The sequence below is a fragment of the Enterobacter sp. DSM 30060 genome (genome assembly GCF_013375955.1).
Lineage (GTDB): Bacteria > Pseudomonadota > Gammaproteobacteria > Enterobacterales > Enterobacteriaceae > Enterobacter > Enterobacter intestinihominis.
Genome location: NZ_CP056118.1, coordinates 3,833,318 through 3,859,859 on the forward strand (window position 1 = coordinate 3,833,318; position 26,542 = coordinate 3,859,859).

At 54.5% G+C, this 26,542-nt stretch carries 22 protein-coding genes; 8 read left to right on the forward strand and 14 right to left on the reverse strand.

The window, feature by feature from the left end; all coding sequences use genetic code 11:
* Positions 1-27: 27 nt before the first annotated feature.
* From rstB to rstA, 3 genes are all read right to left on the reverse strand, one after another.
* Positions 28-1,326, reverse strand: coding sequence for a two-component system sensor histidine kinase RstB (rstB, locus tag HWQ15_RS18420; RefSeq protein WP_063149331.1), 1,299 nt, complete (start codon positions 1,324-1,326; stop codon positions 28-30).
* A gap of 325 nt (positions 1,327-1,651) precedes the next feature.
* The gene (gene iraM / locus HWQ15_RS18425) at positions 1,652-2,071 is read right to left on the reverse strand and encodes an anti-adapter protein IraM (protein ID WP_032671145.1); all 420 of its coding nucleotides are present in this window, start codon (positions 2,069-2,071) and stop codon (positions 1,652-1,654) included.
* Between the two features lie 389 nt (positions 2,072-2,460).
* Positions 2,461-3,177 carry a two-component system response regulator RstA gene (rstA, locus tag HWQ15_RS18430; protein ID WP_176587407.1) on the reverse strand — a complete coding sequence of 239 codons (717 nt, stop codon included), beginning with the start codon at positions 3,175-3,177 and terminating at the stop codon, positions 2,461-2,463.
* A 127-nt stretch (positions 3,178-3,304) separates the two neighbouring features.
* Between rstA and HWQ15_RS18435 the strand changes: the two genes are divergently transcribed.
* Entirely contained in the window at positions 3,305-3,640 is a 336-nt protein-coding gene (locus HWQ15_RS18435) for a GlpM family protein (protein WP_022647934.1), read from the forward strand.
* Here HWQ15_RS18435 and folM read toward each other — a convergent pair.
* The 3 genes from folM to ydgH all read right to left on the reverse strand — a co-directional run bounded on the left by folM (position 3,637) and on the right by ydgH (position 6,911).
* A complete protein-coding gene (gene folM / locus HWQ15_RS18440; protein WP_022647935.1) occupies positions 3,637-4,359 on the reverse strand; it encodes a dihydromonapterin reductase in 723 nt (240 codons plus the stop codon). The genes HWQ15_RS18435 and folM overlap by 4 nt on opposite strands.
* Positions 4,360-4,398: 39 nt before the next feature.
* Positions 4,399-5,781: an amino acid permease gene (locus HWQ15_RS18445; protein ID WP_063216364.1), complete on the reverse strand. Its 1,383-nt coding sequence runs from the start codon at positions 5,779-5,781 to the stop codon at positions 4,399-4,401.
* Positions 5,782-5,966: 185 nt separating this feature from the next.
* Positions 5,967-6,911: a DUF1471 family protein YdgH gene (gene ydgH, locus HWQ15_RS18450; protein ID WP_063216361.1), complete on the reverse strand. Its 945-nt coding sequence runs from the start codon at positions 6,909-6,911 to the stop codon at positions 5,967-5,969.
* Positions 6,912-7,446: 535 nt separating this feature from the next.
* Here ydgH and pntA point away from each other — a divergent pair.
* The 3 genes from pntA to HWQ15_RS18465 all read left to right on the forward strand — a co-directional run bounded on the left by pntA (position 7,447) and on the right by HWQ15_RS18465 (position 11,595).
* The gene (pntA, locus tag HWQ15_RS18455; RefSeq protein WP_063149348.1) at positions 7,447-8,976 is read left to right on the forward strand and encodes a Re/Si-specific NAD(P)(+) transhydrogenase subunit alpha; all 1,530 of its coding nucleotides are present in this window, start codon (positions 7,447-7,449) and stop codon (positions 8,974-8,976) included.
* A 10-nt stretch (positions 8,977-8,986) separates the two neighbouring features.
* Positions 8,987-10,375, forward strand: coding sequence for a Re/Si-specific NAD(P)(+) transhydrogenase subunit beta (gene pntB / locus HWQ15_RS18460; protein ID WP_022647939.1), 1,389 nt, complete (start codon positions 8,987-8,989; stop codon positions 10,373-10,375).
* Positions 10,376-10,482: 107 nt separating this feature from the next.
* The gene (locus tag HWQ15_RS18465; protein WP_022647940.1) at positions 10,483-11,595 is read left to right on the forward strand and encodes a mechanosensitive ion channel family protein; all 1,113 of its coding nucleotides are present in this window, start codon (positions 10,483-10,485) and stop codon (positions 11,593-11,595) included.
* A 38-nt stretch (positions 11,596-11,633) separates the two neighbouring features.
* On the opposite strand, the gene uspE is transcribed toward HWQ15_RS18465, so the two are convergent.
* From uspE to HWQ15_RS18495, 6 genes are all read right to left on the reverse strand, one after another.
* Positions 11,634-12,584 (reverse strand): universal stress protein UspE, encoded by a 951-nt coding sequence (gene uspE, locus HWQ15_RS18470; protein ID WP_063216359.1) that lies wholly within the window; start codon positions 12,582-12,584, stop codon positions 11,634-11,636.
* Positions 12,585-12,721: 137 nt separating this feature from the next.
* Positions 12,722-13,474: a fumarate/nitrate reduction transcriptional regulator Fnr gene (gene fnr, locus HWQ15_RS18475; RefSeq protein WP_000611906.1), complete on the reverse strand. Its 753-nt coding sequence runs from the start codon at positions 13,472-13,474 to the stop codon at positions 12,722-12,724.
* A gap of 183 nt (positions 13,475-13,657) precedes the next feature.
* On the reverse strand, positions 13,658-14,173 hold the full coding sequence (ogt, locus tag HWQ15_RS18480) for a methylated-DNA--[protein]-cysteine S-methyltransferase (protein ID WP_023306088.1): 516 nt from the start codon (positions 14,171-14,173) through the stop codon (positions 13,658-13,660).
* A gap of 9 nt (positions 14,174-14,182) precedes the next feature.
* Complete coding sequence (gene abgT / locus HWQ15_RS18485; RefSeq protein WP_022647942.1) at positions 14,183-15,709, reverse strand: p-aminobenzoyl-glutamate transporter; 1,527 nt, start codon at positions 15,707-15,709, stop codon at positions 14,183-14,185.
* A 36-nt stretch (positions 15,710-15,745) separates the two neighbouring features.
* Positions 15,746-17,191 carry a M20 family metallopeptidase gene (locus HWQ15_RS18490; RefSeq protein ID WP_063149333.1) on the reverse strand — a complete coding sequence of 482 codons (1,446 nt, stop codon included), beginning with the start codon at positions 17,189-17,191 and terminating at the stop codon, positions 15,746-15,748.
* A complete protein-coding gene (locus HWQ15_RS18495; protein ID WP_063149334.1) occupies positions 17,191-18,501 on the reverse strand; it encodes a M20 family metallo-hydrolase in 1,311 nt (436 codons plus the stop codon). Before HWQ15_RS18495 ends, HWQ15_RS18490 begins: the two co-directional genes overlap by 1 nt.
* A 175-nt stretch (positions 18,502-18,676) precedes the next feature.
* Between HWQ15_RS18495 and HWQ15_RS18500 the strand changes: the two genes are divergently transcribed.
* Positions 18,677-19,588: a LysR family transcriptional regulator gene (locus HWQ15_RS18500; protein ID WP_046620072.1), complete on the forward strand. Its 912-nt coding sequence runs from the start codon at positions 18,677-18,679 to the stop codon at positions 19,586-19,588.
* 350 nt (positions 19,589-19,938) lie between these two features.
* Entirely contained in the window at positions 19,939-20,502 is a 564-nt protein-coding gene (gene smrA, locus HWQ15_RS18505) for a DNA endonuclease SmrA (RefSeq protein ID WP_023299979.1), read from the forward strand.
* A 9-nt stretch (positions 20,503-20,511) separates the two neighbouring features.
* On the opposite strand, the gene HWQ15_RS18510 is transcribed toward smrA, so the two are convergent.
* Positions 20,512-22,170, reverse strand: coding sequence for a methyl-accepting chemotaxis protein (locus HWQ15_RS18510; RefSeq protein ID WP_023299980.1), 1,659 nt, complete (start codon positions 22,168-22,170; stop codon positions 20,512-20,514).
* A gap of 144 nt (positions 22,171-22,314) precedes the next feature.
* Between HWQ15_RS18510 and HWQ15_RS18515 the strand changes: the two genes are divergently transcribed.
* Entirely contained in the window at positions 22,315-23,181 is an 867-nt protein-coding gene (locus HWQ15_RS18515) for an aldo/keto reductase family oxidoreductase (RefSeq protein ID WP_063149335.1), read from the forward strand.
* A gap of 47 nt (positions 23,182-23,228) precedes the next feature.
* Here the strand turns inward: HWQ15_RS18515 and HWQ15_RS18520 are convergent, their stop codons facing one another.
* Positions 23,229-23,429, reverse strand: a complete 201-nt coding sequence (locus tag HWQ15_RS18520; protein ID WP_023299982.1) for a hypothetical protein — start codon at positions 23,427-23,429, stop codon at positions 23,229-23,231.
* Between the two features lie 634 nt (positions 23,430-24,063).
* Here HWQ15_RS18520 and HWQ15_RS18525 point away from each other — a divergent pair.
* Positions 24,064-26,493, forward strand: coding sequence for a glucose/quinate/shikimate family membrane-bound PQQ-dependent dehydrogenase (locus tag HWQ15_RS18525; RefSeq protein ID WP_063216356.1), 2,430 nt, complete (start codon positions 24,064-24,066; stop codon positions 26,491-26,493).
* Positions 26,494-26,542 lie beyond the last annotated feature (49 nt).

The following is a 26,542-nucleotide window of genomic DNA, read 5'->3' on the forward strand; positions in this document are numbered from 1 at the left end:
CCGGGTCAGGCCAGCGTGCGGTTTAGGTCAGGCAGGTATGGGAAGAGGAATGTTGTGATAGATCGGCCAGCTAAAGACGAACCGGGCCCCGCCCAGCTCGCTCGCTTCGCAGCGAACCGAACCGCCCATCGCCTGGGCAATAGAACGGACAATAGCCAGCCCCAGACCACAGCCGCCGGTAGCACGGTCGCGGCTGGGGTCGAGGCGCACAAACGGCTCGAAAACTTTTTCACGCTCCGCTGGCTCAATACCGGGGCCATCGTCTTCCACACACAGAATTGCCTGGCTCCCCTGCAAATCTAAACCTATGCGCAGCGTGGTTTCGCTGTAGCGCATGGCGTTGTTCATCAGATTATCCAGCACGCGTTCCATCAGGCGCATGTCCAGCGCGCCGTACGCGCCGGGTGTAATGGCTGTCAGCAGTTTTCGCTGAGGGTTAACGCTCTGCACATCGTTAATATGCGTCTGTAGCCAGACGGGAAGATCCGGCGTACTGAGGTGCAACTCCGTCTGAGGCCGATCGAGGCGGGCATAGGTCAGCAGCTCTTCAATCAGCGCTTCAAGCTGGCCAATATCCCGATTGAGGGCCTGCGATTCCGCGGCGGTGAGGTTCTCGCTCATCTCCAGGCGATAACGCAGGCGTACCAGCGGAGTGCGCAGTTCATGCGCAATGCCGTCGATAAGCTGCTTCTTGCTGGCAATCAGGGCGTTGATGTTATCGGCCATCTGGTTAAAGGCAATACCGAGACGGTCAAAACTGGAACCACTGTCGAAATGTATGCGTTCAGTTAAATGACCCTCCCCAAAACGCTGTGCGGCGGATTCCAGTTTCAGCATGTCCTGCCAGTGCGGTCGCATCCAGATGAACACAGGGAAAGCGAGCGAGATGGCAATAAAGCCCAGCAGGGCGAGATCCAGCAGGCGCATCTGGTGCAGGTAATAGAGATAGGGCACTGGCCCGACGGCCAGGACATAGTGGCTGCGCGGAATACGCTGAATGAAAGTATATTTCTCGTCCAGGGCGACGATGTCTCCGTCGCGCAAACGCTGCATCGCCGGCGGCGCTAAATCAAAATCCTTCATGGGTTCGATACGCAGATCAAACGACAGATTCAGATCCAGCTCTTTTAACGTACGTGCCCAGTCATGCGGAGGAATTTCGCGCAGCTCGCTACGCATCAGGTAGAGCGAGCTTTTCATCAGATCGTCCAGGGATTGTCTGCCCGCACGCTCTGCGGTGAACTTATAGACCAGCCCGACCAGCATGGTCATCACCAGAAAGCAGACAAACAGCAGTAAATAAAACTGAACAAACAGCTTCTTCATTAATTTCACCGAAACAGGGGCTTCACTACACGTCTTTTACCAGCAGGGTCGCTATGGGCGCAAGTCAGGCATGATGCGTTGAAAAGGGGTATTCGTCGAAAGGTAATAAAACACGGCATCGCTTTATTCCATCAATGCCCGGGTAATCCGTTTACGCTTCGCTATACGAGTTTATTTGCGATTGAGAGTATTTGTGAATCAGAATAACAATGACAAAGGCCACCTGCGGGTGGCTTTATTTATGGCGTTTACCAGTGAGAGGTATCCGGCGCAAACGGTGCGACAAAGATACTTATCTTTGTAACCTGAACATTACCAACATTCGTTAATGTCTGGATTTGACTGTGCTGACAATCAGTGGATTCGTGATAAACCCATGCGGACACTTACGCGCGTTGCAATGCACCGCGTAGGTACATATCTCCTCTTCCTGGTTTCGATTGTATGGGCAGGCCATCTTGTTTTTAATTTCACTCCATAACATCTCGTTGTAAGGGGAGATGTTGTATATCGATATAGGCTTGAAAACACCATTAATGAAGACGCCATTCTTTGTCGGATATATCCTATCGCCGGGGTACAAATAGACATCGCTTTCATACCAAATGATGAGTTTCAAGAACTTGAGTCCCAAGATGCTTGAATAAACGATTCCCGTGTTAGGACAAATTACCGAGCTAATGACTCTCCATGACATTGCTATACCTCGTTCATTAAATAATTGAGAGAGTATAAGGTTTAGCATGAGAATTAGATTTCTGCAAACGCGTAAGCTATTGAAAAAGATCGATATTATTTATATGCTAACTATATCCCCTTTGTTTTCATAAGGATAAGATAATAATTTAGTCAATTGTAAAGTTCATTTTTAACACAATGTGCATTTAAGTGACGGATTTTTGATCGATGATGATTCCTGAACTGCTGAATATATATTGTACTATAGCAATGAAATACATTAGAGCTACTTTTGTTTACGCGAAAAATGCACATCGAAATTGAACAGGTAAGAGGAATGTGATCAAGGGATATTTCATGACTAACGATGCATATAATCGAAAACTTACGACGTATACCGATAACATTCCTGATGCATCGCAAGTTATTTTTCGAAATTTACTGTGTAGTTTTTTTTCAGGTTTCCCATGCGTGCGGGGCAAACAGGTAGCCCTTATTACGTACGGTTTTAATGCGGTAGGGCTCGGTGGCGCTGTCCTGCAGTTTTTTTCGCAGGCGAGAAATCGCCACATCAACGCTACGATCCATTCCGTCGTAACTTACGCCGCGCAGATTTTTCAGCAATGCATCCCGGTCCATAATTTGCCCGGCATGAGTTGCCAGCTCCCACAGCAGGACAAAATCTGCGGTTGAGAGCGCAATCAGCTCCCCGGAAAGCATAACCTGTCGGTTGACCGGGTCGATAGAAAGCGTGCCGAACCGCATCGCCTTATGCGGCGTTAAAGAGGGCGCAGGCGCTTCACGCTCAGCGCTGGCACGCTGACGCAGATGAAGGCGCAAACGGGCAAGCAGGACCGCCGGCGGCGTGGTTTTCAGGATGTAGTCATTCGCGCCCATCTCAAGGGACAGAATATGATTCATATCGCTGTCGAGAGAGGTCAGCAGCACGATCGGGCCGTCCCACTTCGCGCGCAGATCCCGGCAAAGCGTCATGCCATCTTTTCCGGGCAGCATAATGTCCAGCAACACCAGGTCCGGATTTTCGCGGGTGACGACGTCTTCAGCGCGATCGCCACGAGGTTCGACAACCACTTCAATATCATGTTTACCCAGATAAGCGGCGATCAATTGACCCACTTCGGGTTCATCTTCAACATAAACAATCTTATTCATACTACGTCTGTCATCGCGAAAAACGTCAACATACACCGCACAACCTTAACCTTCCATTAATCTTTCATAATTAGCCGGAGTTCCGTTATCCTGCACGGGAATGTTATTTGATTGTTAAGGGAAAAGAATGGGGCTGTTGATCAAAGCCGCGCTGGGTGCGCTGGTCGTGCTGCTGATTGGGGTGCTGGCTAAAACGAAGAACTACTACATTGCCGGGCTTATCCCGCTGTTTCCCACCTTTGCGTTAATTGCGCACTATATTGTGGCCTCTGAGCGGGGTATAGAGGCGCTGCGGGCTACCATTGTATTCGGGATGTGGTCAATCATCCCGTATTTCATCTATCTGCTGTCGCTGTGGTACTTCACCGGTTTTCTGCGTCTGCCCCTGGCGCTGGGCGGGGCGGTGGTCTGCTGGAGCCTCAGCGCCTGGGTGCTCATCTTCTTCTGGAGCCGCTTTCACTAGCGCAGCGGGCGGCCACCGTCCACGGCAAACGTCCTTCCCGTGACGTAACAGCTGGTCAGCAGATAATCGATCAGGTCGATCACCTCTTTCTCGCCGGGCGCAATTTTCATCAACGATTTGTTAAGCGCCTGCTGACGATACTCGGCATCATCGCCCTCGTTAAATAAAATCATCGCCGGGGCAATCGCGTTGACTTTTACCTCGGGGGCCAGCTTGCGCGCGAACGAGCGAGTCATATTATCCAGCGCGGCTTTGCTGGCCGCGTAGGCGATGTGTTTATCGCTGCCTCGCTCCACCACGTAATCGGTGAAATGGATAATGTCGCCTGCGGCATGGCCGTGTCCGCGTAGCAGATCCTGTAGGGCATGGTTGAGCAGATAAGGCGCATTAACGTGGATCTGCATCATGCAGGCGAGCGTTTCGCTGAGCGAATGTCCTGCTTTTTCAGGAAGCCAGGTACTGGCGTTGTGAATAACCGCCCGCAGCCCGGGGGTGGTCGATTTCACTTTTTCCGCGAAAGCAAGAATACCTTCATCCGTGGAGAAATCCGCCTGAATGCAGACGGCTCCGGCATGTCGTAGCCCTTCAATGGAGGGATATTCCGTGCGGTAACTGACGATAACCGGATGGCGAAGATTGAGAAAGTGATGGGCGAGGGCGAGGCCGATGCGACGGCCTGCGCCAGTGATCAATATTGGGCGTTGCTGCGTGTGTCCCATCGTAATCTCCTTTTCAGTTCAACAATGGGACAGGCGGCGCTATCCCATTAACATCCACGTTGCCGGTACGGCAGCGACTAACAGCAAACCTATCAACGCCATTTCGCGGCGCTTAAGGGCATTATCAAGCTGATGCGTACGGCGAGCGTAGATAAACACCAGCAGGCCTGGCGCGTAGAGCACCACGGACAGCAGCAGATGCATCGGGCCGGAAGCATACAATAACCATAGACCGTAAATACAGGCACCTACGCCTACCGCATAGTGTGCCGGGCGGGTCGCAATTTTTAACAGATATGCGCCCACTAAGAAATAGGGTACCAGAATCATCTCGGAGGCGATGGTCAGCAGCGTGTTATAGTCCGAACCTGTGAGCCAGATCAGCACCAGACAGACCTGCACGCTGATGTTGGTGAGCCACAGAGAGGCCGATGGCGCACTGTTTTTATTCTGACGGGCAAACAGGCGCGGGAACGCTTTGTGCGTGGCGGCCAGGAACGGAACTTCCGCCGCCATAATGGTCCAGCTCAGGTACGCGCCGCAGACGGAGACAATCAAACCTGCCGCGATAACCACATCACCCCAGGGACCGAGCATTTTCACCATCAGCCCGGCCATGGACGGATTACGCATCTCCGCCAGATCAGGGCGGGCCACCACACCGAGCGACAGCAGCGTCACCAGCAGATAAACGCCCAGCGCCGCCAGGACGGCCAGCAGCGTGGCGCGTCCCACGTCGCGTTTGTTACGCGCGCGGGCAGAGACCACGACGGCACCTTCAACACCGATGAACACCCACAGGGTAATCAGCATGGTATTTTTCACCTGCTCCCAGACGGGAACGCCCAACGCAATACCGCTGAAATCGAGCGTAAAGACATCGAGACGGAAGGCGAGGAAGGCCAGCACGACGAACAGGCCAAGCGGCACCAGCTTGGCCAGCGTCGCCACCAGGTTAATGCTGGCCGCGGTCTGAACACCGCGCAAAATCAACCAGTGAACAATCCACAGCAGCACCGAGGCGCCGACGATGGACTGCCAGGTATTGCCGTCACCAAACAGGCGCAGTTCGGGCGTATCGGTAAAGAAACTGAGCGCCGAGAAGACGATAACCAGATAGGAGACGTTGGCGATCACCGCGCACAGCCAGTAGCCCCAGGCGGAGCAGAAGCCAATCAGCTCGCCAAAACCTTCACGGGCGTAAGTGAATATTCCGCCGTCCAGATTCGGTCGGATACGCGTCAGCAGCAGCATGGCGAACGCCAGCAGCAAAATCCCGACGCCGGTGATGCCCCAGCCAATTAGTAATGCGGCCGGGCTGGCGACGGCCGCCATGTTCTGCGGCAAACTGAATACGCCCGCGCCCAGCATTGAGCTCAATACAAGTGCAGTTAACGCACTCAGGCCAAGTTTCTTTTCCATTGGCTTCCTGTTATGAAAAGTCCAAATCCAGAATAATTATTTCGCTAAGGCGCATAAAAATGGTGGATCACGCTAAGGCGCGGGATTTTACGGAGTGTGACGGATGCATGCAATGACATGGGGCAGAAATCAGAAAAAAAGTAACAAAAAAGGCGGCACTGCGCCGCCTTTATGAAACCGTTTTGTTACTTGTACAGATCAGCACTGATGGTCAGGTTGTTGCCACGTTCCTGCCACTGGCGGGTGATGTGGTAATACTTCGCGCCTTTCTTCGCAGCACGCTTCGCCACCTGATAGGAGATTTCTGTCATGTTGCCATAGTTGCCCGTAAACTTGATGCTGTCGAACGGCACCATCTGCGCGGCAGTGGCTTTGTTCAGCTCTTCAATTTTCGTGCCGTCTGGTAACGTAACGGTATAACGACCGCCTTTGGTGGATTGGGTTTCAAAGAAACGACCCACTTCAGCGCTTGGTGCCGCAGACGTTGCTACGCCCGGAATTTCAACTTTCTTCGCTTCTTCACCGCCTTTTGCTAACGCAGCACGACCGGCTTCTGAATCCGCTGGAATCGCATCCGGGCTTTGCACTACGCGTTTTTTCGCATCTTGCTTATAGATGAAGGCGGTAATGCGCTGGTTTCCGCCCTGGTTGGCATCAACCTGACGCACGATATAAAACGCGTAAGCGCCTTTTTCTCTCGCGGCTTTGGTGATGGCATCGTTAACTTCAGGCTGGCTGCGGTAGAAGCCCTGAACGGTCACGGTGTCATACGGTTCCAGCTGAACAGCCTGATCTTTCGGCAGTTCAACAATGCCGTTAATCACGCGGTTTTTCTGTTGATCTGCCTTTGGGGCATTCTCTTTGTACAGCGCAACAGTCACGCGCTGGTTACCGCTGTTGCCCTGATCGGACTGGTCAACAACGTAAAACGAGGCAGCGCCGTTTTTATCGGCGGCTTTTGATGCGGCGGCGACGGCATCGCCAATGGAATTATACCGACCCACAATGACCGTATGGTCAAAAGTTTTTAACGCTGCCGCTTGCTCCGGCGTCAACTCTGTCGCAGCATTCGCTGACAGGGCGGTCGCGGAAAGAAGTGCGGACGCCAGGAGTGTGTTCTTAAGCTTCATAAAAATAATCCTTCGCCTTGCGCAAACCATGTACTGGTGTTGTTGTTAATTTGAGACGGTCCCGATTATGGCATTTAACACCCGTCGCTGTCTGCGGCATTTTTCACAGCCTGTGCTCAGCAAAGGACCTGATTCGATAACATTTTGTGATATGTGGAAAAAACAGGCGTTTCACAAGAAAAACTGATTAAGCATATGACTTTTACAAGTTAATTTAATGTTAATGAGTTGTTCTTTTATGGCGCTATATCATGTTTTTACCGCTTCGCTTGCGCGATTTATCGGTCCTGAAGGCGAATTTAAGGTAAATATCTCTGTCAGTGACCCCGATCGCTTATTTTTCACAGATAAAATAAGAAATAGTGTTTTCTGGCGGTAGATCACGGGCGCTATTTTCAGTAGGTTATAGAAAGTTTGTTACTGTTTTATTTTCCGGGGTTAATCATTCTCCGTCGTTATCGCGATGGTGAAAATTGATACGAACCGCGGGCAATTATCGACAAACCATCATCACAAACCGATGGAAGGGAAAACTATGCGTATTGGGGTACCAAAAGAACGGTTAGCCAATGAAACCCGCGTAGCGGCAACACCAAAAACGGTGGAGCAACTGCTTAAACTGGGTTTTACCGTCGCGATTGAAAGCGGCGCGGGCAATCTGGCGAGTTTCGATGACGAGGCCTTTACTCAGGCTGGCGCGGACGTAGTGGACGGTGCTGAGGTCTGGCAATCACCCATTATTCTGAAGGTAAACGCACCGGAAGAGAGTGAAATTGAACTGCTGAACGCGGGCACGACGCTTGTGAGCTTTGTCTGGCCAGCCCAAAACCCGGAGCTGATGGAGAAGCTGGCGGCACGCGGTGTCACCGTGATGGCGATGGATTCCGTGCCGCGTATTTCGCGCGCGCAGTCTCTGGATGCGCTGAGTTCTATGGCAAACATTGCCGGCTATCGCGCCATTGTCGAAGCTGCTCATGAGTTTGGTCGCTTCTTTACCGGTCAAATTACGGCCGCAGGCAAAGTACCACCCGCGAAGGTGATGGTAATTGGTGCCGGTGTGGCAGGTCTTGCCGCTATTGGGGCCGCAAACAGCCTGGGCGCTATTGTTCGTGCGTTTGATACCCGGCCGGAAGTGAAGGAGCAGGTGCAGAGTATGGGCGCCGAATTCCTTGAGCTGGACTTCAAGGAAGAAGCGGGCAGCGGTGATGGTTACGCGAAGGTCATGTCTGAAGCCTTTATTAAGGCGGAAATGGCGCTCTTTGCGGCGCAGGCAAAAGAGGTGGACATCATTGTCACCACCGCGCTTATTCCGGGTAAACCGGCGCCGAAGCTGATCACCCGTGAGATGGTGGATTCCATGCAGCCGGGCAGCGTGATTGTCGATCTGGCGGCGCAAAACGGCGGTAACTGTGAGTATACCGTGCCAAATCAGGTCACGACGACCGCGAACGGCGTGAAGGTGATCGGTTATACCGACCTGCCAGGACGTCTGCCAACCCAGTCCTCTCAGCTGTACGGCACGAACCTCGTTAATCTGCTGAAGCTGCTCTGCAAAGAGAAAGACGGCAACATCACCGTTGATTTTGATGATGTGGTGGTGCGCGGCGTGACCGTGGTGCGTGAAGGGGAAATCACCTGGCCTGCACCGCCGATACAGGTTTCCGCTCAGCCTCAGGCTGCGCCGAAAGCGGCGCCTGAGCCTGCAGAACCAGCGAAACCTGCGTCGCCGTGGCGCAAATACGCCATCATGGCGCTGGTCATTATCCTGTTTGGCTGGCTGGCGGACGTCGCGCCAAAAGAGTTCCTTGGCCACTTCACCGTCTTCGCGCTCTCCTGCGTGGTGGGTTACTACGTCGTGTGGAACGTTTCCCATGCGCTGCATACCCCGCTGATGTCGGTTACCAATGCCATCTCCGGGATTATCGTGGTTGGGGCATTGCTGCAAATTGGTCATGGCGGCTGGATCAGCTTCCTGAGCTTCATTGCAGTGCTGATCGCCAGTATCAATATTTTCGGTGGTTTCACCGTGACTCAGCGCATGCTGAAAATGTTTCGTAAAGGCTAAGGGGTAGCATATGTCTGGAGGATTAGTTACAGCCGCATACATTGTTGCTGCAATCCTGTTTATTTTCAGTCTGGCGGGGCTTTCCAAACACGAAACGTCTCAGCAGGGAAATAACTTTGGTATCGCCGGGATGGCGATTGCGCTGATTGCCACCATCTTTGGGCCGGACACCGGCAACGTGGCGTGGATCCTGGTGGCGATGATCATCGGTGGTGCGATTGGTATTCGTCTGGCGAAACGCGTTGAAATGACCGAGATGCCGGAGCTGGTTGCTATTCTGCACAGCTTCGTGGGTCTGGCCGCGGTGCTGGTGGGCTTCAACAGCTATCTGTACCACGAACCGGGTCTGGAACCGATTCTGGTGAACATCCACCTGACCGAAGTGTTCCTCGGCATCTTCATTGGTGCGGTGACCTTCACCGGCTCAATCGTGGCGTTCGGCAAACTGCGTGGGAAGATCTCTTCCAAACCGCTGATGCTGCCTAACCGCCATAAGCTGAATCTGGCAGCGCTGGTCGTTTCCTTTGTGCTGCTGGTGGTCTTCGTGCGTACCGAAAGCGTAGGCTTGCAGGTGCTGGCGTTACTGGTGATGACCATCATCGCGCTGGCCTTCGGCTGGCATCTGGTGGCGTCTATCGGCGGGGCAGATATGCCGGTAGTCGTCTCCATGCTGAACTCCTATTCCGGTTGGGCAGCGGCAGCAGCAGGCTTCATGCTGAGCAACGACCTGCTGATTGTCACCGGTGCGCTGGTCGGTTCTTCCGGTGCGATCCTGTCTTACATCATGTGTAAGGCGATGAACCGCTCGTTTATCAGCGTCATCGCGGGTGGCTTCGGTTCTGACGGTTCATCAACCGGTTCTGATGAGGAAGTGGGTGAACACCGTGAAATCAGTGCGGAAGACACCGCAGAGATGCTGAAAAACTCGCATTCCGTTATCATCACCCCGGGCTATGGCATGGCGGTGGCGCAGGCGCAGTATCCGGTCGCGGAAATCACCGAGAAACTGCGCGCGCGCGGTATCAAGGTTCGCTTTGGTATTCACCCGGTGGCGGGGCGTCTGCCAGGCCACATGAACGTGCTGCTGGCGGAAGCGAAGGTGCCTTACGACATCGTGCTGGAAATGGACGAGATCAACGATGATTTCGCCGACACCGACACCGTGCTGGTGATTGGCGCCAACGACACCGTTAACCCGGCGGCGCAGGACGATCCGCGCAGCCCGATTGCGGGTATGCCTGTTCTCGAAGTGTGGAAGGCGCAGAACGTCATTGTCTTCAAACGCTCTATGAACACCGGCTATGCTGGCGTGCAGAACCCGCTGTTCTTTAAAGATAACACCCACATGCTGTTTGGCGACGCCAAGGCCAGCGTGGATGCGATTCTGAAATCTCTTTAATTCCGCTTCATCCTGACAAACCGCCCCTGGGGGCGGTTTTCTTATTTCTGCGGTCAGCCATTCTCCTCTGTCTATACTTTACCCTTTGTGTAATACGAGGAGGTGTAATGCAATTTCTGTCCCGCTTTGACATCATCGCGCTGATGATGACGCCATCATTCTGGATTGGCGTCGCCACGGTAGTCTTTGTAACTCTGCTGGTGTACTGGCTGCTGACGCGCCTGATCGCCTTTGTTAAGAAAGGGATCACCACCTGGGGCGACAAGCATCCCACCACCAACCGGATGCGTTTTATCCTGACGGATATGCTTAACCGCACCAGCCGCTTCCTGCTTTTTGTCGTGGCGCTGCTGTTCAGCCTGCGTTTCGTCGACTTACCGGATCATCTCTTTGGTACCGTGAGCCACGCCTGGTTCCTGGTCTTCGCTATCCAGGTGGCGCTGTGGATGGATCAGGGGGTGGTGTCGTGGCTTCGTCACGTCATGCTGGCGCCGGGAAGCCATAAAAACCCGGTGACGCTGGTGATCACGGGGCTTATCCTCCGTGCCATTGTCTGGTCAGTGATGCTGCTGTCTATCCTTGCTAACGCGGGCGTCAACATCACTGCTCTGGTTGCCAGCCTTGGGGTAGGGGGTATTGCTATCGCCCTCGCGGTGCAAACGATCCTGAGCGACGTGTTTGCATCGCTCTCCATCGGTTTTGATAAGCCGTTCGAAATCGGCGATTTTGTGGTGTTTAACGATGTCGCCGGGACGGTAGAGCACATCGGCCTGAAAACCACCCGTATCCGTAGCCTGAGCGGGGAGCAGATTGTCTGCGGGAACGCCATCCTGCTGCAACAGACGCTGCATAACTACAAGCGGATGCAAACGCGCCGGATCGTCTTTACCTTCGGGGTCGCCAGCGACACGGCGCCGGAAAAACTGCGTTCAGTGGGTGATATGGTCAAACAGATCATTACCGACGTCGGGGAAACGAAGTTTGACCGCGCCCATTTCCTGGGCTTCGATCGCGATCGCCTGACCTTCGAGGTGGTCCATATTGTTAATACGGCTGATTACAACAAGTACATGGATATTCAGCAGGAGATCAATATTCGTATTCTGGAGGGGCTGAACCAGCAAGAGATCAAGCTGGCGCTGCCGAGCATGGTTCTGCACGCGCCCTGGATGAATGCTGGCGACGAGGCACCGGCGCAACGGTTGAGCGAAGCGCAATAAAAAAAGCCCGCCGTTACCGGCGGGCTTTCATTTTGGGGTCAATCGTCTTCCTCATCGTCCAGTTCAACCGGCGTCTGATACTGATCCGGCTTGATAACCAGAAGGTCGCAGCGAAGATGGTCGATCACCTGCTCGGCGGTATTACCCAGGAACGCGGCAGAAATACCGGTCCGGCCAATGGTGCCCAGCACCACAATCCCGGCCTGCAAATGCTCCGCCAGATCCGGAATAACCTCTTCCGGTAACCCTTTTTCTACGTGGGTCATGTTCTCATCGATACTGAATTTCTGGCGCAGTGCTTTCATGGCCAGCAGATGCTGACCGCGAATCGCGTCGTTATACACGCTCGGGTCAAATTCAGGCAGCTCGATGGCGATATTGATTGGCGTAACCGGATAGGCTCCCACCAGATGGACTTCGGTATGGTTAACCTGGTCGGCAAGCTGAAGGGTCTCCTTCACCAGCTTCTCGTTCAGCGAATTGTGATAATCCTCTTCGCTGGCCAGATTGACCGCCACGACGGCTTTCCCGCCCTCAGGCCACGGCTGATCTTTCACCATCCATACCGGACAAGGGCATTTGCGCAGCAGGTGCCAGTCGGTTGGGGTGAAAATCACGGATTCCAGTTTGTCATGCTGGTGCGCCATTTTCAGCAGCAGGTCATGCCCACCGGCCACCACTTCCTGAATAATGGCTTCGAAAGGACGGTTGTGCCAGACCACCTTGATTTCGATAGGTACGCCCGCTTCCAGATAATACTTCGCCTGCTCGCGGATCCACGCGGTACGCTGGCTGATCACTCCCTGACGCATAGCGGTGCGCTCGTCAGGCGACAGAAGGGTGGTCATCTCGTATGAGAAGTCATAAATCGGCAAAAAGGCTTTAATTTTGCCACCAATCCGTTGATGTAAATACACAGCACGTCGTAATGCTGGCTGATCGTCCTGATTCGGATCGATAGCCACCAGCATATTTTGATACTTTGCCATACAGGTCTCCTTACTACTGTCACCACAGTCTGTAAGTAAAAGAGTAACCTATATATCTTGAATGAAACAGGGGGGAAGTTTTTGCCAGATCAATAATCATGAAAATTTATCGACCTGGCATAAGATATCCGGGAGAGTTATGCCACGTTACGTGAGTGACCCGCCAGAATGGCCAGGGCTTCACCGTTTTCAATGGTGATGTACTTACCTTTAACCGCCAGCATTCCGCTCTTCTGGAAACGACCCAGCAGACGGCTGATGGTTTCCACGGTCAGGCCCAGATAGTTACCAATATCGCCACGCGTCATGGTCAGACGGAATTCGCGTGGGGAGAAGCCACGTTCCGCGAAACGGCGGGAGAGGTTATAGATAAAGGCGGCCAGACGCTCTTCGGCATTCTTTTTGGAAAGCAGCAGGATCATATCCTGATCGCCTTTGATCTCACCGCTCATCAGACGCATCATCTGCTGACGCAGGTTCGGCATCTTACCGGACAGATCGTCCAGCGTTTCAAACGGGATTTCACAAACCATAGAGGTTTCCAGCGCCTGAGCAAAGCTCGGGTGATGGCCACTGCCGATGGCGTCAAAGCCGACTAAATCGCCCGCCAGATGGAAGCCAGTGATCTGCTCGTCGCCCTGTTCGGTAATGGTGTAGCTTTTGATGGTGCCAGAACGGATAGCATAGAGCGATTTCAGTTCGTCTCCCGCTTTAAACAGCGTCTGCCCTTTCTGAATAGGCTTTTTGCGCTCGATGATATTGTCAAGCTGATCGAGTTCATGCTCATTCAGAGTAAACGGGATACAGAGCTGGCTGATGCTGCAATCCTGGCAATGGATAGCACAACCGCCAGACTGAATGCGTCGTATAATTCGCTTTTCCGGGATCATAGGTTTGCTCAAGCCTTAATTGATATTGGTCAATTTTAACATCTTTTTGGTAAGGACGTAAGTCTGGCAAACCCCCAATAAAGACAAGAGACGGCAGCGAGTTGCCATCTCCTTGAAATTCCACAGAATGATTAAGGATTATTAGCCTAACAGGAAGAAAATTAAGCACAAAAAGCCTGGGAATTACAGCAGAAAATACCCTTCGTGACGCAGCAGCCACTCTTTACGCTGTACGCCCCCGGCATAGCCGGTGAGGGTGCCGTTGCGCCCGATCACGCGATGGCAAGGCACCACAATGCTGACGGGATTTGAGCCATTCGCCGCACCGACTGCGCGCGCCGCGCCGGTACGGCCAAGCTGCTCTGCCAGCTGACCGTAGTGCATCACCTGCCCGCAGGGAATGTTACGTAGCGCCTGCCACACCTCGCGCTGAAAAGGGGTACCCGCCGTGGCGGTTGGCAGGGTATTAATAATGCTGAGATCGCCCTCGAAGTAGGCCGCCAGTTTATCGCTCAGCCCGCCAGGATTACGGGCTGTAATACGCTCGTAACCCTCGGCGCGATAATGAATGTTGAGCAGCTCAACCATCCGGTCGCTGTGCTCTTCCCACTCAACAGCGCGAAGATTGAACGCTTCATCCGCGATAACCCACAGCGGCCCCAGCGGTGTCGCAATCTTGTCTTCGAGTAATCTCAGCATCAGTATTCCTTAGTTCAGCCTCGGGTAAATACCCGGTCCAATCGGCAGGCCGACAAGATACCACGCCACCAGCATCACCAGCCATACCCCTAAGAAGATAAGCGGATAGGGCAAGACCAGCGAATAGTAGGTACCCAGCTTAGCCTCCGGTCTGTAGCGTTGCAGGAAGCCTAAAAACAGCGGAACGAAGGGTGACACGGGCGCCAGCGGGATCACCGAAGAATCGGCGACACGGAACAGGATCTGGGCGAACGCCGGATGAAAGCCGAGCATCATAAACATGGGGACAAAGATGGGGGCCAGAATCGACCAGATGGCCGACCCGCTGGCAATAAACATGCACAGCAGGGACGACAGCAGCGCCAGGCCGACAAACGCCGGAACCCCGCTCAACCCCGCCGCCTCCAGCGCGTCCGTCAGGCTCACGGCCATAAACTTGCCCATGTTGCTCCAGTTAAACATGGCCACAAACTGCGCCAGCGGGAACACCATCACGATAAAACCCGCCATCTCCTTCATCGGCTCGATCATCAGGTGCGGCAGATCTCCCTGACGGCGGATTTTACCGGTAGCGATGCCGTAGGCGAGCGAAACGACGAAGAAGAAGAGAATTATCAGCGGCACAATACCCTGAATAAACGGCGAGGGAAGTACGGTGTGTTTGATTGGATCGCGCAACACGCCATTCTCCGGCACCACCATCAGCGCCACAGCCGCAATGAACGCCAGCGAGACGATCCCGGCGACGCGCAGGCCGAACTGCTGCTCTTTGCTCAGCGTCTCCAGCTTTTCATCGCTCCGGCCTTCCCATTTACCCAGGCGCGGCTCAACGATCTTATCGGTAATCAACCCCCCGACAATCGTCAGGACAATCACCGAACTGGCCATAAAGTACCAGTTGTCGATCACGCTGACGTGCATGGCCGCATCGATGGTGCTTGCTGCCTCCGTGCTGATGCCGGAGAGCAGCACATCGGTGGTCACAATAAGCAGGTTAGCGGTAAACCCACAGCCGACGCCCGCGATCGCCGACAGCAGGCCCGCAACAGGATGACGGCCAACGGCGAGGAAAATCAGCGCCCCCATCGGCGGCATGATCACCAGCGCCGCGTCGGACGAGATATGGCTGAAGAAGGCAATAAACAGCACCATATAGCTGGCATAACGCGCGCTGACGTGCGAGGCCATTTTCACCATCAGCGCGGGCAGCAGACCGACGCGTTCGGCCAGACCCGCGCCTAACACCAGCGCCAGGATGGCGCCCAGCGGCGCAAAACCGCTGAAGTTTTTAATCACGTTCGGCAAAAACCAGTGCAACCCCTCCACGCTGAGCAGATTTTTTACGGCCACCATGCTGCCGTCGGCCGGGCTGCGCACGCTCACATCAAAGGCGGACAGCACGGCTGTCGCGACCATCAGGATGACAATTAAATAGATAAAAAGCAGGAAAGGGTGCGGCACTTTATTGCCGATCCTTTCAACCCAGCCATAGAGCTTACCGGATGGGGAATGCGAAGGTATGGAAGACATACTCATGGGCGTTCCTCGGGACTGTTGTTGTGTTGTGTTTTTTTATTTTAAAGGTGACGGTGTCACGTCCTGCGGGATCGGACACTCGTACGGTTTTTCTGTTATGTGTTGTTCGAATTCTTCCCGACATTTTCGCAGCAGGTCGGCATCCTGAAGCAGATGCAGCGCGGTCGCGCCCATCACTTTTCCGGCCAGCAGCATGCCTTTATGGGCAATAGAGGTACGCCCCTGCGCCACCAATTGCCAGGTATGCAGCGGGGTGCCGACGGTAAAACAGGGGCTAAAGCACTGTGCGACAGGCATCTTCCAGCTGACATCCCCCACGTCGGTGGAGCCTGCCAGCACGTTATCGGTGATGGCGTAAGGGGCAACTTCATCCACCAGTAGCGTTTCGTGATGGCGTCGGGCAAAGGCTTTTCCCTCTTCGGCTCCCGTTGCGGCAATGTTTTTCAGGCTGTTTTGCAGGTCGTTTGCCGTGAGCGTGGCGCGGATTTCACGGGCAAATTCGCGTTCTTCTTCCGTCCAGTCCGGCGTGCCGTAATGCTGCAATGCGCGGTACATGGCCGCTTCGAGCGTACGGTTCGGCAGATAGCTGGAGCAGGCTTTATCAAAGCGACACTCGACTGTGGTTTCGGTCATCATCGCCGCGCCCTTGGCGATTTTCTCGATGCGCGCGTAGATCTGCTGCGCATCGGCCATCTCCGGAGCGCGGATCAGGTACAGCACTTCTGCCTGAGCCTGCACCACGTTAGGCGAAATTCCGCCGGTATCGGTGATGGCGTAATGAACGCGCGCTTTTTCAATGATGTGTTCGTTGAGGAAGTTTGTGCCGGTGGTCATCAACGTCACGGCATCCAGCGCGCTACGTCCCAGATGTGGGGAGTTTGCGGCGTGGGCGGCGATCCCCTTAAACCGCCAGGCGGCCTGAATATTGGCCAGCGTGCTGACGTTAAACATCCCGGCAAAGGCTTCCGGATGCCAGGTCACGGCAGCGTCCACGTCGTCAAATAATCCTTCACGCACCATAAAGGTTTTACCAGAGCCGCCTTCCTCGCCGGGGCAGCCGTAAAATCGTACCGTTCCGCTGCCGCCGTGCTGTTCCAGCCAGCTTTTCACCGCCACCGCACCGGCAAAGGCAGCAGTACCCAACAGGTTATGCCCGCAGCCATGGCCGTTAGCCCCCGGGGTGGCGGATTGCGCCGTCGCGCAGTGCGCCTGCTGGCTCAACCCGGCCAGGGCGTCGTATTCGCCCAGAAGGGCGATAACGGGCTTGCCGCTGCCGTAGCTGGCAATAAAGGCGTTGGGAATGCCTCCGGCTTCCCGCATCAGGGTAAAGCCCTCGGCTTCCAGCGCGCTGGCAAGCCGTTCGGCGGACCAGAACTCTTCAAAGCGCGTTTCGGGATGATCCCAGATGTCGTCGGCAATATCGGTAAACATCTGACATCGCGTGTCGATGGCATCAGCGATAAAAGCGTAGTTCTCCTGCATTACACACCTCGCGTCCACGGGAAATTAAGCGCAGTTCGCGCCAGTGTTTCGATGGCAACGTTCATCACCTGCTCATCAAAATCGAATTTTTCGTTGTGATGTCCGGCGCTCAGTTCGGTGCCGAAGACCATATACGAGGCCATGCCGCCGTTCTGCTGCACGCGGGCCATCATTAGCGTGGCATCTTCGGAGCCCGCAGGCGCTTTGACCTTATTAATGGCATGAGTCACGCCGGGCACCTGGCTTGCCTGTTCGCGCAGATAATCGACCCAGGCCGGGGTAGGGGCACTGGAGGTCGCCGCCCCCATCAGGTTTATCCCGGCTGTTACGCCGTAGAGCGCCGCCGCGCCGGTAATCACCGCCTGCGCGCGCTCAAAGACATACTGATTAATCGCCTCGCTTTCACCGCGGGTTTCAACCTTAAGCAACGCATCAGCCGGAACCACGTTGCGTCCGCTGCCCGCCTGCATGACTCCGACGTTAACCCGGGACGCGCCTTCGCTGTGTGGCGCGATGCCATGCAGCGCGATAGCGGCCTGGGCCGCCGCGAGCAGGGCGTTACGGCCCTCTTCCGGTTTACCGCCAGCGTGTGCGGCAACGCCGGTAAAGCGCACGTCAAATTTGGTGGTCGCCATGAAGTTATCGCTGCCGCAGATCACCGTCCCTTCCGGAATGCCGGTTCCAATATGAATGGCGGTAAAGTAGTCCACGTCGTCCAGCGCCCCTGCAGCGACCATAGCGCGGGCGCCGCGCGTACCCTCTTCGGCAGGCTGGAAGATCAGTTTGATGGTGCCGTTGAGCTGGGCTTCATGCTGCTTAAGCACCTGCGCCAGCCCCAGACCAATGGTGGTGTGGCCGTCGTGCGCGCAGGCGTGCATCATGCCCGGGTTGCAGGAGGCAAAACCGTCGCGGTACGGCCGGTGGCTGTCGTCATGCGCTTCGCTCAGATCAAGCGCATCCATGTCCACGCGAAAGGCCAGCGTCGGGCCGGGGCGACCAGTATTCAGGGTCGCGACAATGCCGGTGAACCCGCCTTCGAACGGCGCGAGCCATTTTTCCGGTGCGCCTTGCGCGCGGGCGCGGGCAAATTCCCGCGCCAGGGTTGCGTCATCGGGCAACCCCATCCGGCTTTCGGCATCCACGACATCGCGACCCATCGCCAGCTCGTAACCCAGCGAGTCCAGGATCTCCGAGACTTTCGCGGCTGTGCGAAACTCCACCCAGCCGGATTCCGCGAAATGGTGAAAATCGCGACGCCATGCGCTCAGTTGGGGGGCTAATGTATGGATGTACTGCGCCAGTGCGTTCATATCTTTTCCTGTCATCATTAAAATATGTGAACTGCTTCACGCTGTGATAGTTTTTACTTATCACTAAGCGATTTTTCACAGTTTTAACCGTTCAGGAATTACCCTCGCACATCCAATTCCATTAAAGTAGATGACAGTTTCTTTACTCTGATAAACAACGGTTATCGGTCGGGCTATGTCATTTCAGATTAAATTTCATCAAATTCGGGCTTTTGTTGAAGTGGCGCGTCAGGGCAGTATTCGCGGAGCCAGCCGGGTGCTGAATCTTTCGCAGCCCGCGCTGACTAAATCCATTAAAGAGCTGGAAGAGGGCATGGCGGCACAGCTGTTTGTGCGCCGGAGTAAAGGTGTCGCCCTGACCGAGTGCGGGGAAGGGTTTTATCACCGCGCTAATTTGATTCTGGAAGAGCTTCGCGCAGCGCAGGATGATATCCGTCAGCGTCAGGGGGAGCTGACCGGGCAGATCAATATTGGGATGGGTGCCAGCGTGGCGCGCAGCCTGATGCCCGCCGTTATCTCCCGTTTTCATGCGCAGCATCCTCAGATCAAGGTGCGGATTATGGAAGGTCAGCTGGTATCAATGATCAATGAATTACGCCAGGGTGAGCTGGACTTTACCATCAATACCTATTATCAGGGGCCTTACGATCACGAATTTACGTTTGAAAAACTCTTTGAGAAACCTTTTGCGGTATTTTGTCGGGAAGGACATCCGGCGTTGGGGGCTACCTCTATTAATGAACTTCTTCATTATAACTGGACAATGCCAACGCCGCGGGGAAGTTATTATAAGCAGCTTGAGGATATATTTCATCATCGCTCGCAGATACCGCGTATTGGCGTCGTTTGCGAAACCTTTTCGTCCTGTATTAGCCTTGTCGCACAAAGTGACTTCCTGAGCGTGCTGCCGCAGGAGCTGGGCTGCGACCCGCTGCTGGCGCACCGGCTGGTCATGCTGCCGGTTGTGGAAACACTTCCCAGAGCGGCCTATTATTTAATTCAGCGCCGTGATGCACGCCAGACGCCCCTGGCTGAATCATTAATTACACAATTCAGAAGGGAAGCGAGAAAAATAGTTTTATCGTGAAATTGCCAAAGAAAAAATAGAGCCTGTCCGACATCAGACAGACCCTACAGTACACACAGCAGTGCGTCCTTTCGCAAATCCTGGGTATTATATCCATGAGGCAGGTATATTTAGGTATAACATCTTTCCTGAAAAAAGAAAGGCGGCACGTCATTGGTTTTACAAAATTTCAACGCAAATCACTTATTTTAACACTGCTGTAGTTTTAGTTAAGTAATATTTAAATAACTTTAATGGTAGCTATATATATTCATCAGATTAATATTTATCTTGCCCCTTGCGGTAAGGGTTATTGAGGCCCCTGCCCGGTGCAGGTATAGTACAAGCCCCGATGTGCCCGGAGGATTTCCATGAACCCTGACGACAAATCACTTTTTCTTGACGCCATGGAGGATGTCCAGCCCCTGAAACGCTGCACCGATATCCACTGGCAGCAAAGCCGTAATACCCGGGTTCGCCAGGAGATCGATACCGAGCAGCTCGACAACTTTCTCACACTGGGTTTCCTGGAACTCTTGCCGCTTGAAGAACCGCTGATGTTCCAGCGCGAGGGCGTTCAGCAGGGCGTTATTGACAAGCTGCGCTCGGGTAAATACGCCCGACAGGCCAGCTTAAATCTGTTGCGTCAGCCCGCCGAACGCTGCCGCCAGATGCTGTACGCCTTCATTCGCCAGGCCAGCCGCGACGGTTTACGTAACCTGATTATCATTCACGGGAAGGGCCGCGAGCAGAATTCGCACCCGAACGTGGTGCGCAGTTATCTTGCCCGCTGGTTAACTGAGTTCGAGGACGTGCAGGCTTTCTGCGTGGCGCTGCCGCATCACGGCGGCAGCGGGGCATGTTATGTTTCACTCCGAAAATCCGATGAGGCGAAACAGGAAAACTGGGAACGTCACGCCAAGCGCAGCCGTTAACAGTAAGGCCTAGAACGTCTCCCAGTTTGTGTCACCTGAGGCACTGACCGTGGCGGGACGCAACAGTTGCGGTGCTTTTGTATTTTTTGGCCGCGGAGCGGTGTTTTCCTGCATGTTCAGCCGGAAAGCCGCCACGGCCTGGCGCAGCTGTTCAGACTGATCTTCCAGCGCCGCCGCCGCCGTTGCCGACTCCTGTACCAGCGCGGCGTTTTGCTGCGTTACGCTGTCCATCTGCGAGACCGCCAGGCTGACCTGTTCAATACCGCGGCTTTGCTCGTCAGACGCCGACGAGATTTCAGCCATAATATCGGTTACGCGTGTCACGGCCGCGACGATCTCTTTCATGGTCGCACCCGCCTCGCTCACCTGTTCCGAGCCGGTATTCACCCGGCTGACGGAGTTTTCAATAAGCCCTTTGATCTCTTTTGCCGCCTGCGCGCTGCGGCTGGCCAGCGTCCGTACTTCGCCTGCCACCACCGCAAAGCCGCGGCCTTGTTCGCCGGCACGGGCGGCTTCAACCGCCGCGTTGAGCGCCAGAATGTTGGTCTGGAAGGCAATGCTATCGATAACGCCGGTGATATGCGCAATTTGCTGAGAACTGTCGGCAATGTCATTCATGGTACGCACTACATTATTCACCACCTGGCCGCCGCGTGCGGCGGTTTCAGACGCATTCTTTGCCAGCAGCGTCGCCTGACGAGCGTTATCCGAGTTCTGTTTCACCGTGGCCGTCAGCTCTTCCATGCTGGCGGCGGTCTCTTCCAGCGAGGCTGCCTGCTGCTCGGTTCGGGCGGAAAGGTCGTTACTCCCGGCGGCAATTTCTCCTGCGCCCGTGTAGATAGAATCTGTGCTGCCGCGCACGGCGCTGACGGTGCTGACCAGCGACTGTTGCATCTCATGCAGACCGGCGGCCAGCTGGCCCATTTCGTTGCGCCCGGTAATCGCGACGTTTTGCGTCAGATCGCCGCTCGCGATGGTGCGAATATGGTTCATGATGGCGTTGAGCGGTCTCAGGAGCAGGTGCTGTAAACCCTGCCAGATCACCACCAGCACGGCGATAACGGTCAGGAAGATCGCCGCCAGCGTCCACTGCATCTGGGTAAAGCTGTTCTGGTTCTCTTCGGCGGCGGCTTTCAGCAGCACGTTGTTTTCCGCGCGCCAGCGGGTATAGACCGCCTCCATCTCATCCTGCGCCTGCTGGGCGTCCAGGTCGCCATAGGCCTGATAGTTATCGGCGCGCAAGTACGCAATGGACAAGCGCATTACCTCGTGCATGTTCTTCCAGGCTTTCTGCATCTCTTCGGTGAGTGCGGCATTTTGCCCCTTCACCTGCGGAATCGCCTGCCAGTTTTTGTAATAGTCTTCGGCTTTGGCCAGCGAACCATTGGCGGTGCCCAGCAGCGTATTGATTGCCGCGAGAGAGGCCGGGTCGCGCTGGTTTTTCAGGTAGCGGATCGCCACGCGAGTGACGGTAACGCGCGTTTTCACCAGGGTGTTCACACTGTCGCTGAGGCTCTCCTGCTGGGCATTAAGCAACCCGGAGTTCTGAAAGTTGTGACGATCGTTGTTAACGGCAGAGTAGAACAACCCTCCCGTGACAACTTGCAGCAGACAGAATATGGTGAGGGCAAAGATAATACCGGTAATCACGTGCAGATTTTTCAGCATGGCGGTCATCCGTAATAGAAGAGGCAGGGTTACATCAATACTATCGTCGTAGCGAATTTAAACTTTAATTTTACTATTGCTTAACTAATGGTTTCGTTGCGGAACCTGTTGTAAACCCGGATCATTTTAATGAGGAAGGTCAGCATGAGCAGCATAGATAAATGCGGAACATTCACGCTCGGAACGCGTACGGTTAAACGGTTTGGCTATGGCGCGATGCAGCTTGCCGGACCTGGCGTTTTTGGTCCGCCAAAAGACAAAAATGCGGCGCTGGCGGTGTTGCGTGAAGCGGTAGAGTCGGGGGTAAATCACATTGATACCAGCGATTTTTACGGCCCCCATGTGACCAACCAGCTTATCTGCGAGGCGCTTCATCCGTACCGGGATGACCTTACGATTGTGACCAAGATCGGAGCCCGACGCGGCGAGGACGCCTCCTGGCTGCCGGCGTTTTCCGCCCAGGAGCTGACGCAGGCGGTGCATGACAACCTGCGCAACCTGAAGCGAGATGTGCTGGACGTGGTTAACCTGCGGATCATGTTTAGCGCCCACGGACCAGCGGAAGGCTCGATTGCCGCGCCGCTAAGCACCCTCGCGGAGCTGCAACAACAGGGGCTGGTTCGCCATATTGGGCTGAGCAACGTCACTGCTTCGCAGGTGGCTGAATCGCAGAAGATGGTTTCCGTGGTATGCGTACAGAACATGTACAACGTGGTGAATCGCGGTGACGATGCGCTGGTAGATTCGCTGGCGCAGCAGGGGATTGCCTGGGTGCCGTTCTTCCCACTGGGTGGTTTCACGCCACTGCAATCTTCCGGGCTACAGGCGGTGGCGGATTCACTGGATGCGACGCCTATGCAGGTGGCGCTGGCATGGCTGCTGCAACGCTCGCCAAATATCCTCTTGATCCCGGGTACTTCTTCGGTGGCGCATCTGCGTGAAAACCTGGCGGCAGCCGATCTGGTATTGCCGCCTGAGGCGCTGGAGACGTTAAATACGCTGGTAGAGTAACCCAGACAGCAGCAAAAGCCCGGGGGGATTTTTCGGGCTTTTGGTGTTTATGACACAATCTGATTCCTTTGGCGGTGAAGTGCTAACGCTTCCGCCACGATTTCCTGCTTACTTTTCCGTGTTTCATACGCAGTAATGCGGATGTACTCCATCAGCGCTGGATCGATGCGCGCACTTAACATCCTGAGATCGGCCTCCTTTGCTACACCGCGAGCAACACGCTTGTCGGGATAATCACGGGCTGGCATAGAAAACGTCCTCCAAAAATTGTCTTGTTAATTTGTGCTGTAAAATATGCGCTAGTCTTGGTGTAAAGTCAATGGCTAGTGAAGGCGCAGTGAATTACTGTTTGGATTTTCTGTGATTCAAGACTTCATTAAGTGATTTAATAGTGTTTGTATTGTCACTCTGTGAGTCCGCTTTGATGCGGAAAGTCACATTTTCAGTGCTGATAATGACGGAATGTTCAACGCACCAGACGCTCTAAAATTATTGATAATTTCTTCCTGAAACTTAACTCAGGTTTATCCCTGTGCTTATTCATGGTTATTGCTTAATTAAATCTTCTGTTTGAAGGCTCAGCTGTAAAAATCTGACGCTATAAGACCGGCCTTGGGGGAATCCTGATATTAATCCTTTAAGCAACTTCCGGCTGGTCATATATTCCAGCATAGGTGACGTAGTTAGCGATATTCGCTATTTTAACCCTGTTAAACCCATGTAATTTCGCTGGTTTTCATTTCTTCCGACATAATAGATTTTGTCTACGGTCTCTTTTTAATTTATGCTTCGCATACGAACAATTAGCGTTGTGCAGGGTTTTAACATCGTGGCAGTTAATAAAACCCTGCTTTATATAAAGTAATCAGGAGATTCATTTTTATGTCAGACAATAATCCCCGCCCATTGGGCTGGTTAGGCCCGTGGTGCCTGCTGGTGGGTGTGGTACTTCTTGTGACGGGGCTGTTTTTTGCCATCGGCGGTTTTAAACTGGTTTCCCTGGGGGGGAGTTGGTACTTTCTCATTGCCGGGGTTTTCACGCTGCTCTCTGCAATTCAGTTTTTCCGCCGCAAATCCTCTGCCGTAGGGCTGTTTGCTCTGGTGTTTCTTGGCACCCTGATTTGGGCATTTTTCGATGCCGGACTCGACTTCTGGCCCCTGGTTTCCCGATTAATGGTACCCGCCGGGCTGATGGTGCTGGCAGCAGCCACCTGGCCTGCATTGCGTAAGCGTGAAGGAAAACCGTCCTCTACGAAAGGGGCGATGGCGGTCTGCGCGGTCCTTATTATCGGCATGGGCGTCACCTTTGTTCAGATGTTTCAACCTCATCCGACCGTGCCGTTTAGCGGCGAAAAGCGCCCGCTGGTGCCGGTAAAAGAAGAGGCGAAACAGCAGAACTGGGATCACTACGGTAATACGGCTGGCGGTAGTCGCTTTGTGGCGCTGGACCAGATAACCCGTGACAACGTGAAAAACCTGAAACCGGTCTGGACCTACCATACCGGTGATATTCCGCAAAGTCCGGATGGCAATGGCGCAGAAGATCAGCAAACGCCGCTACAGGTAGGCGATCGTGTCTTCCTCTGTACGCCGCATAACAACGTGATCGCCGTGGATGCCGATAGCGGGAAAGAAATCTGGAAAGCGGAAATCAACGCTAAGTCTGCCATCTGGATGCGCTGCCGTGGCCTGGCGTACTTTGATGCCACCAAACCGCTGGCACAGCCAACGGTAGCCGGCTCCACACCGGTTCTGCCAGCGCAGGTCGCACCGGGCGCGGCATGCCAGCGCCGTATCCTGATGAATACCATTGACGGTAAGCTGATCGCGTTAGACGCCGATAACGGCAAATTCTGCCCGGATTTCGGCACTGACGGCAGCGTTAACCTGCATGAAGGAATGGGCGACGCGTCAGATCCAACCTATGTGTTGACGTCGGCCCCGACGCTGGCGGGTACCACGGTCGTGGTTGGCGGCCGCGTTGCGGATAATGTCAGCACCGATATGCCGGGAGGCGTAATACGTGGTTATGACGTGATCACCGGCCAGCTGCGCTGGGCGTTCGATCCGCGTAATCCGGATCCGAACTATGTTCTGAAGCCGGGCGAACACTACAAACGTAGCTCCGCAAACTCCTGGGCCCCTATGTCCTGGGATGCGTCGATGAATACCGTGTTTATCCCGATGGGAAGTTCCTCTGTTGACCTGTGGGGCGCTGACCGTATTCCGGAAGACCACAAGTACGCCACCTCAATCCTGGCGCTGGATGCGACAACCGGGAAAGAGAAGTGGGTATACCAGACCGTGCATAACGACCTCTGGGATTTCGATATTCCGATGCAGCCGAGCCTGGTTGATTTCCCAACCAAAGAAGGCAACAAGCCAGCGGTCGTGGTGGGCACCAAGGCGGGGCAGATTTACGTCCTCGATCGCCTGACCGGTAAACCGCTCACCGAAGTGAAAGAGGTTCCGGTAAAACCAGCAGCTATTCCGCGTGAGCAGTATCCGGCAACGCAGCCACGTTCCGTGGGCATGCCGCAGATTGGCGCGGAGACCCTGAAAGAGTCTGATATGTGGGGAGCGACGCCGTTTGACCAGCTGGCCTGTCGTATCAGCTTCAAATCAATGCGTTACGACGGTCTGTACACAATGCCGGGCACCGATATTTCCCTGAGTTTCCCGGGCTCGCTGGGAGGAATGAACTGGGGCAGTCTGTCCACGGATCCGAACAACCAGTACATTTTCGTCAACGACATGCGTCTGGGTCTGTGGGTTCAGCTGATTAAGCAAGATCCGCAGAGCGCGGTGGCAAATACGGGTGGTGAAGCCGTGAACGCCGGGATGGGCGCCGTTCCGATGAAAGGAACGCCGTATTCGGTCAACAAAAACCGTTTCATGTCACCGCTGGGCATTCCGTGCCAGAAACCACCGTTTGGCTCTCTCTCCGCCATTGACCTGAAAACGCAGAAAATCGTCTGGCAGGTGCCGGTCGGTACCGTACAGGATACCGGTCCGTTTGGGGTAAAAATGCGTATGCCAATGCCTGTCGGTATGCCGACGCTGGGCGGTACGCTGGCCACGCAGGGCGGTCTGGTCTTCATTGCGGGAACCCAGGATTACTACCTGCGCGCCTTTGATTCCTCTACGGGGGAAGAAGTGTGGAAAGCGCGTCTTCCGGTGGGTAGCCAGGGCGGACCTATCAGCTATGTATCACCGAAAACCGGCAAACAGTACATTCTGATCTCTGCTGGCGGAGCACGCCAGTCGCCGGATCGTGGTGACTACGTGATTGCCTACGCGCTGGATAAATAACAGCGAAATAAGCAACCTGGCCCCGTCGAAGTACGGGGCTTTTTTTTGA

Coding starts and splice junctions, on each gene's coding strand:
- HWQ15_RS18465 (WP_022647940.1), top strand. CDS start 10,483: ATGCAATTTCTGTCCCGCTTTGACATCATCGCGCTGATGATGACGCCA.
- HWQ15_RS18510 (WP_023299980.1), bottom strand. CDS start 22,170: ATGCTGAAAAATCTGCACGTGATTACCGGTATTATCTTTGCCCTCACC.
- pntA (WP_063149348.1), top strand. CDS start 7,447: ATGCGTATTGGGGTACCAAAAGAACGGTTAGCCAATGAAACCCGCGTA.
- abgT (WP_022647942.1), bottom strand. CDS start 15,709: ATGAGTATGTCTTCCATACCTTCGCATTCCCCATCCGGTAAGCTCTAT.
- iraM (WP_032671145.1), bottom strand. CDS start 2,071: ATGCTAAACCTTATACTCTCTCAATTATTTAATGAACGAGGTATAGCA.
- smrA (WP_023299979.1), top strand. CDS start 19,939: ATGAACCCTGACGACAAATCACTTTTTCTTGACGCCATGGAGGATGTC.
- HWQ15_RS18520 (WP_023299982.1), bottom strand. CDS start 23,429: ATGCCAGCCCGTGATTATCCCGACAAGCGTGTTGCTCGCGGTGTAGCA.
- HWQ15_RS18500 (WP_046620072.1), top strand. CDS start 18,677: ATGTCATTTCAGATTAAATTTCATCAAATTCGGGCTTTTGTTGAAGTG.
- rstA (WP_176587407.1), bottom strand. CDS start 3,177: ATGAATAAGATTGTTTATGTTGAAGATGAACCCGAAGTGGGTCAATTG.
- fnr (WP_000611906.1), bottom strand. CDS start 13,474: ATGATCCCGGAAAAGCGAATTATACGACGCATTCAGTCTGGCGGTTGT.
- HWQ15_RS18525 (WP_063216356.1), top strand. CDS start 24,064: ATGTCAGACAATAATCCCCGCCCATTGGGCTGGTTAGGCCCGTGGTGC.
- ogt (WP_023306088.1), bottom strand. CDS start 14,173: ATGCTGAGATTACTCGAAGACAAGATTGCGACACCGCTGGGGCCGCTG.
- folM (WP_022647935.1), bottom strand. CDS start 4,359: ATGGGACACACGCAGCAACGCCCAATATTGATCACTGGCGCAGGCCGT.
- HWQ15_RS18515 (WP_063149335.1), top strand. CDS start 22,315: ATGAGCAGCATAGATAAATGCGGAACATTCACGCTCGGAACGCGTACG.
- HWQ15_RS18495 (WP_063149334.1), bottom strand. CDS start 18,501: ATGAACGCACTGGCGCAGTACATCCATACATTAGCCCCCCAACTGAGC.
- pntB (WP_022647939.1), top strand. CDS start 8,987: ATGTCTGGAGGATTAGTTACAGCCGCATACATTGTTGCTGCAATCCTG.
- HWQ15_RS18445 (WP_063216364.1), bottom strand. CDS start 5,781: ATGGAAAAGAAACTTGGCCTGAGTGCGTTAACTGCACTTGTATTGAGC.
- uspE (WP_063216359.1), bottom strand. CDS start 12,584: ATGGCAAAGTATCAAAATATGCTGGTGGCTATCGATCCGAATCAGGAC.
- rstB (WP_063149331.1), bottom strand. CDS start 1,326: ATGAAGAAGCTGTTTGTTCAGTTTTATTTACTGCTGTTTGTCTGCTTT.
- ydgH (WP_063216361.1), bottom strand. CDS start 6,911: ATGAAGCTTAAGAACACACTCCTGGCGTCCGCACTTCTTTCCGCGACC.
- HWQ15_RS18490 (WP_063149333.1), bottom strand. CDS start 17,191: ATGCAGGAGAACTACGCTTTTATCGCTGATGCCATCGACACGCGATGT.
- HWQ15_RS18435 (WP_022647934.1), top strand. CDS start 3,305: ATGGGGCTGTTGATCAAAGCCGCGCTGGGTGCGCTGGTCGTGCTGCTG.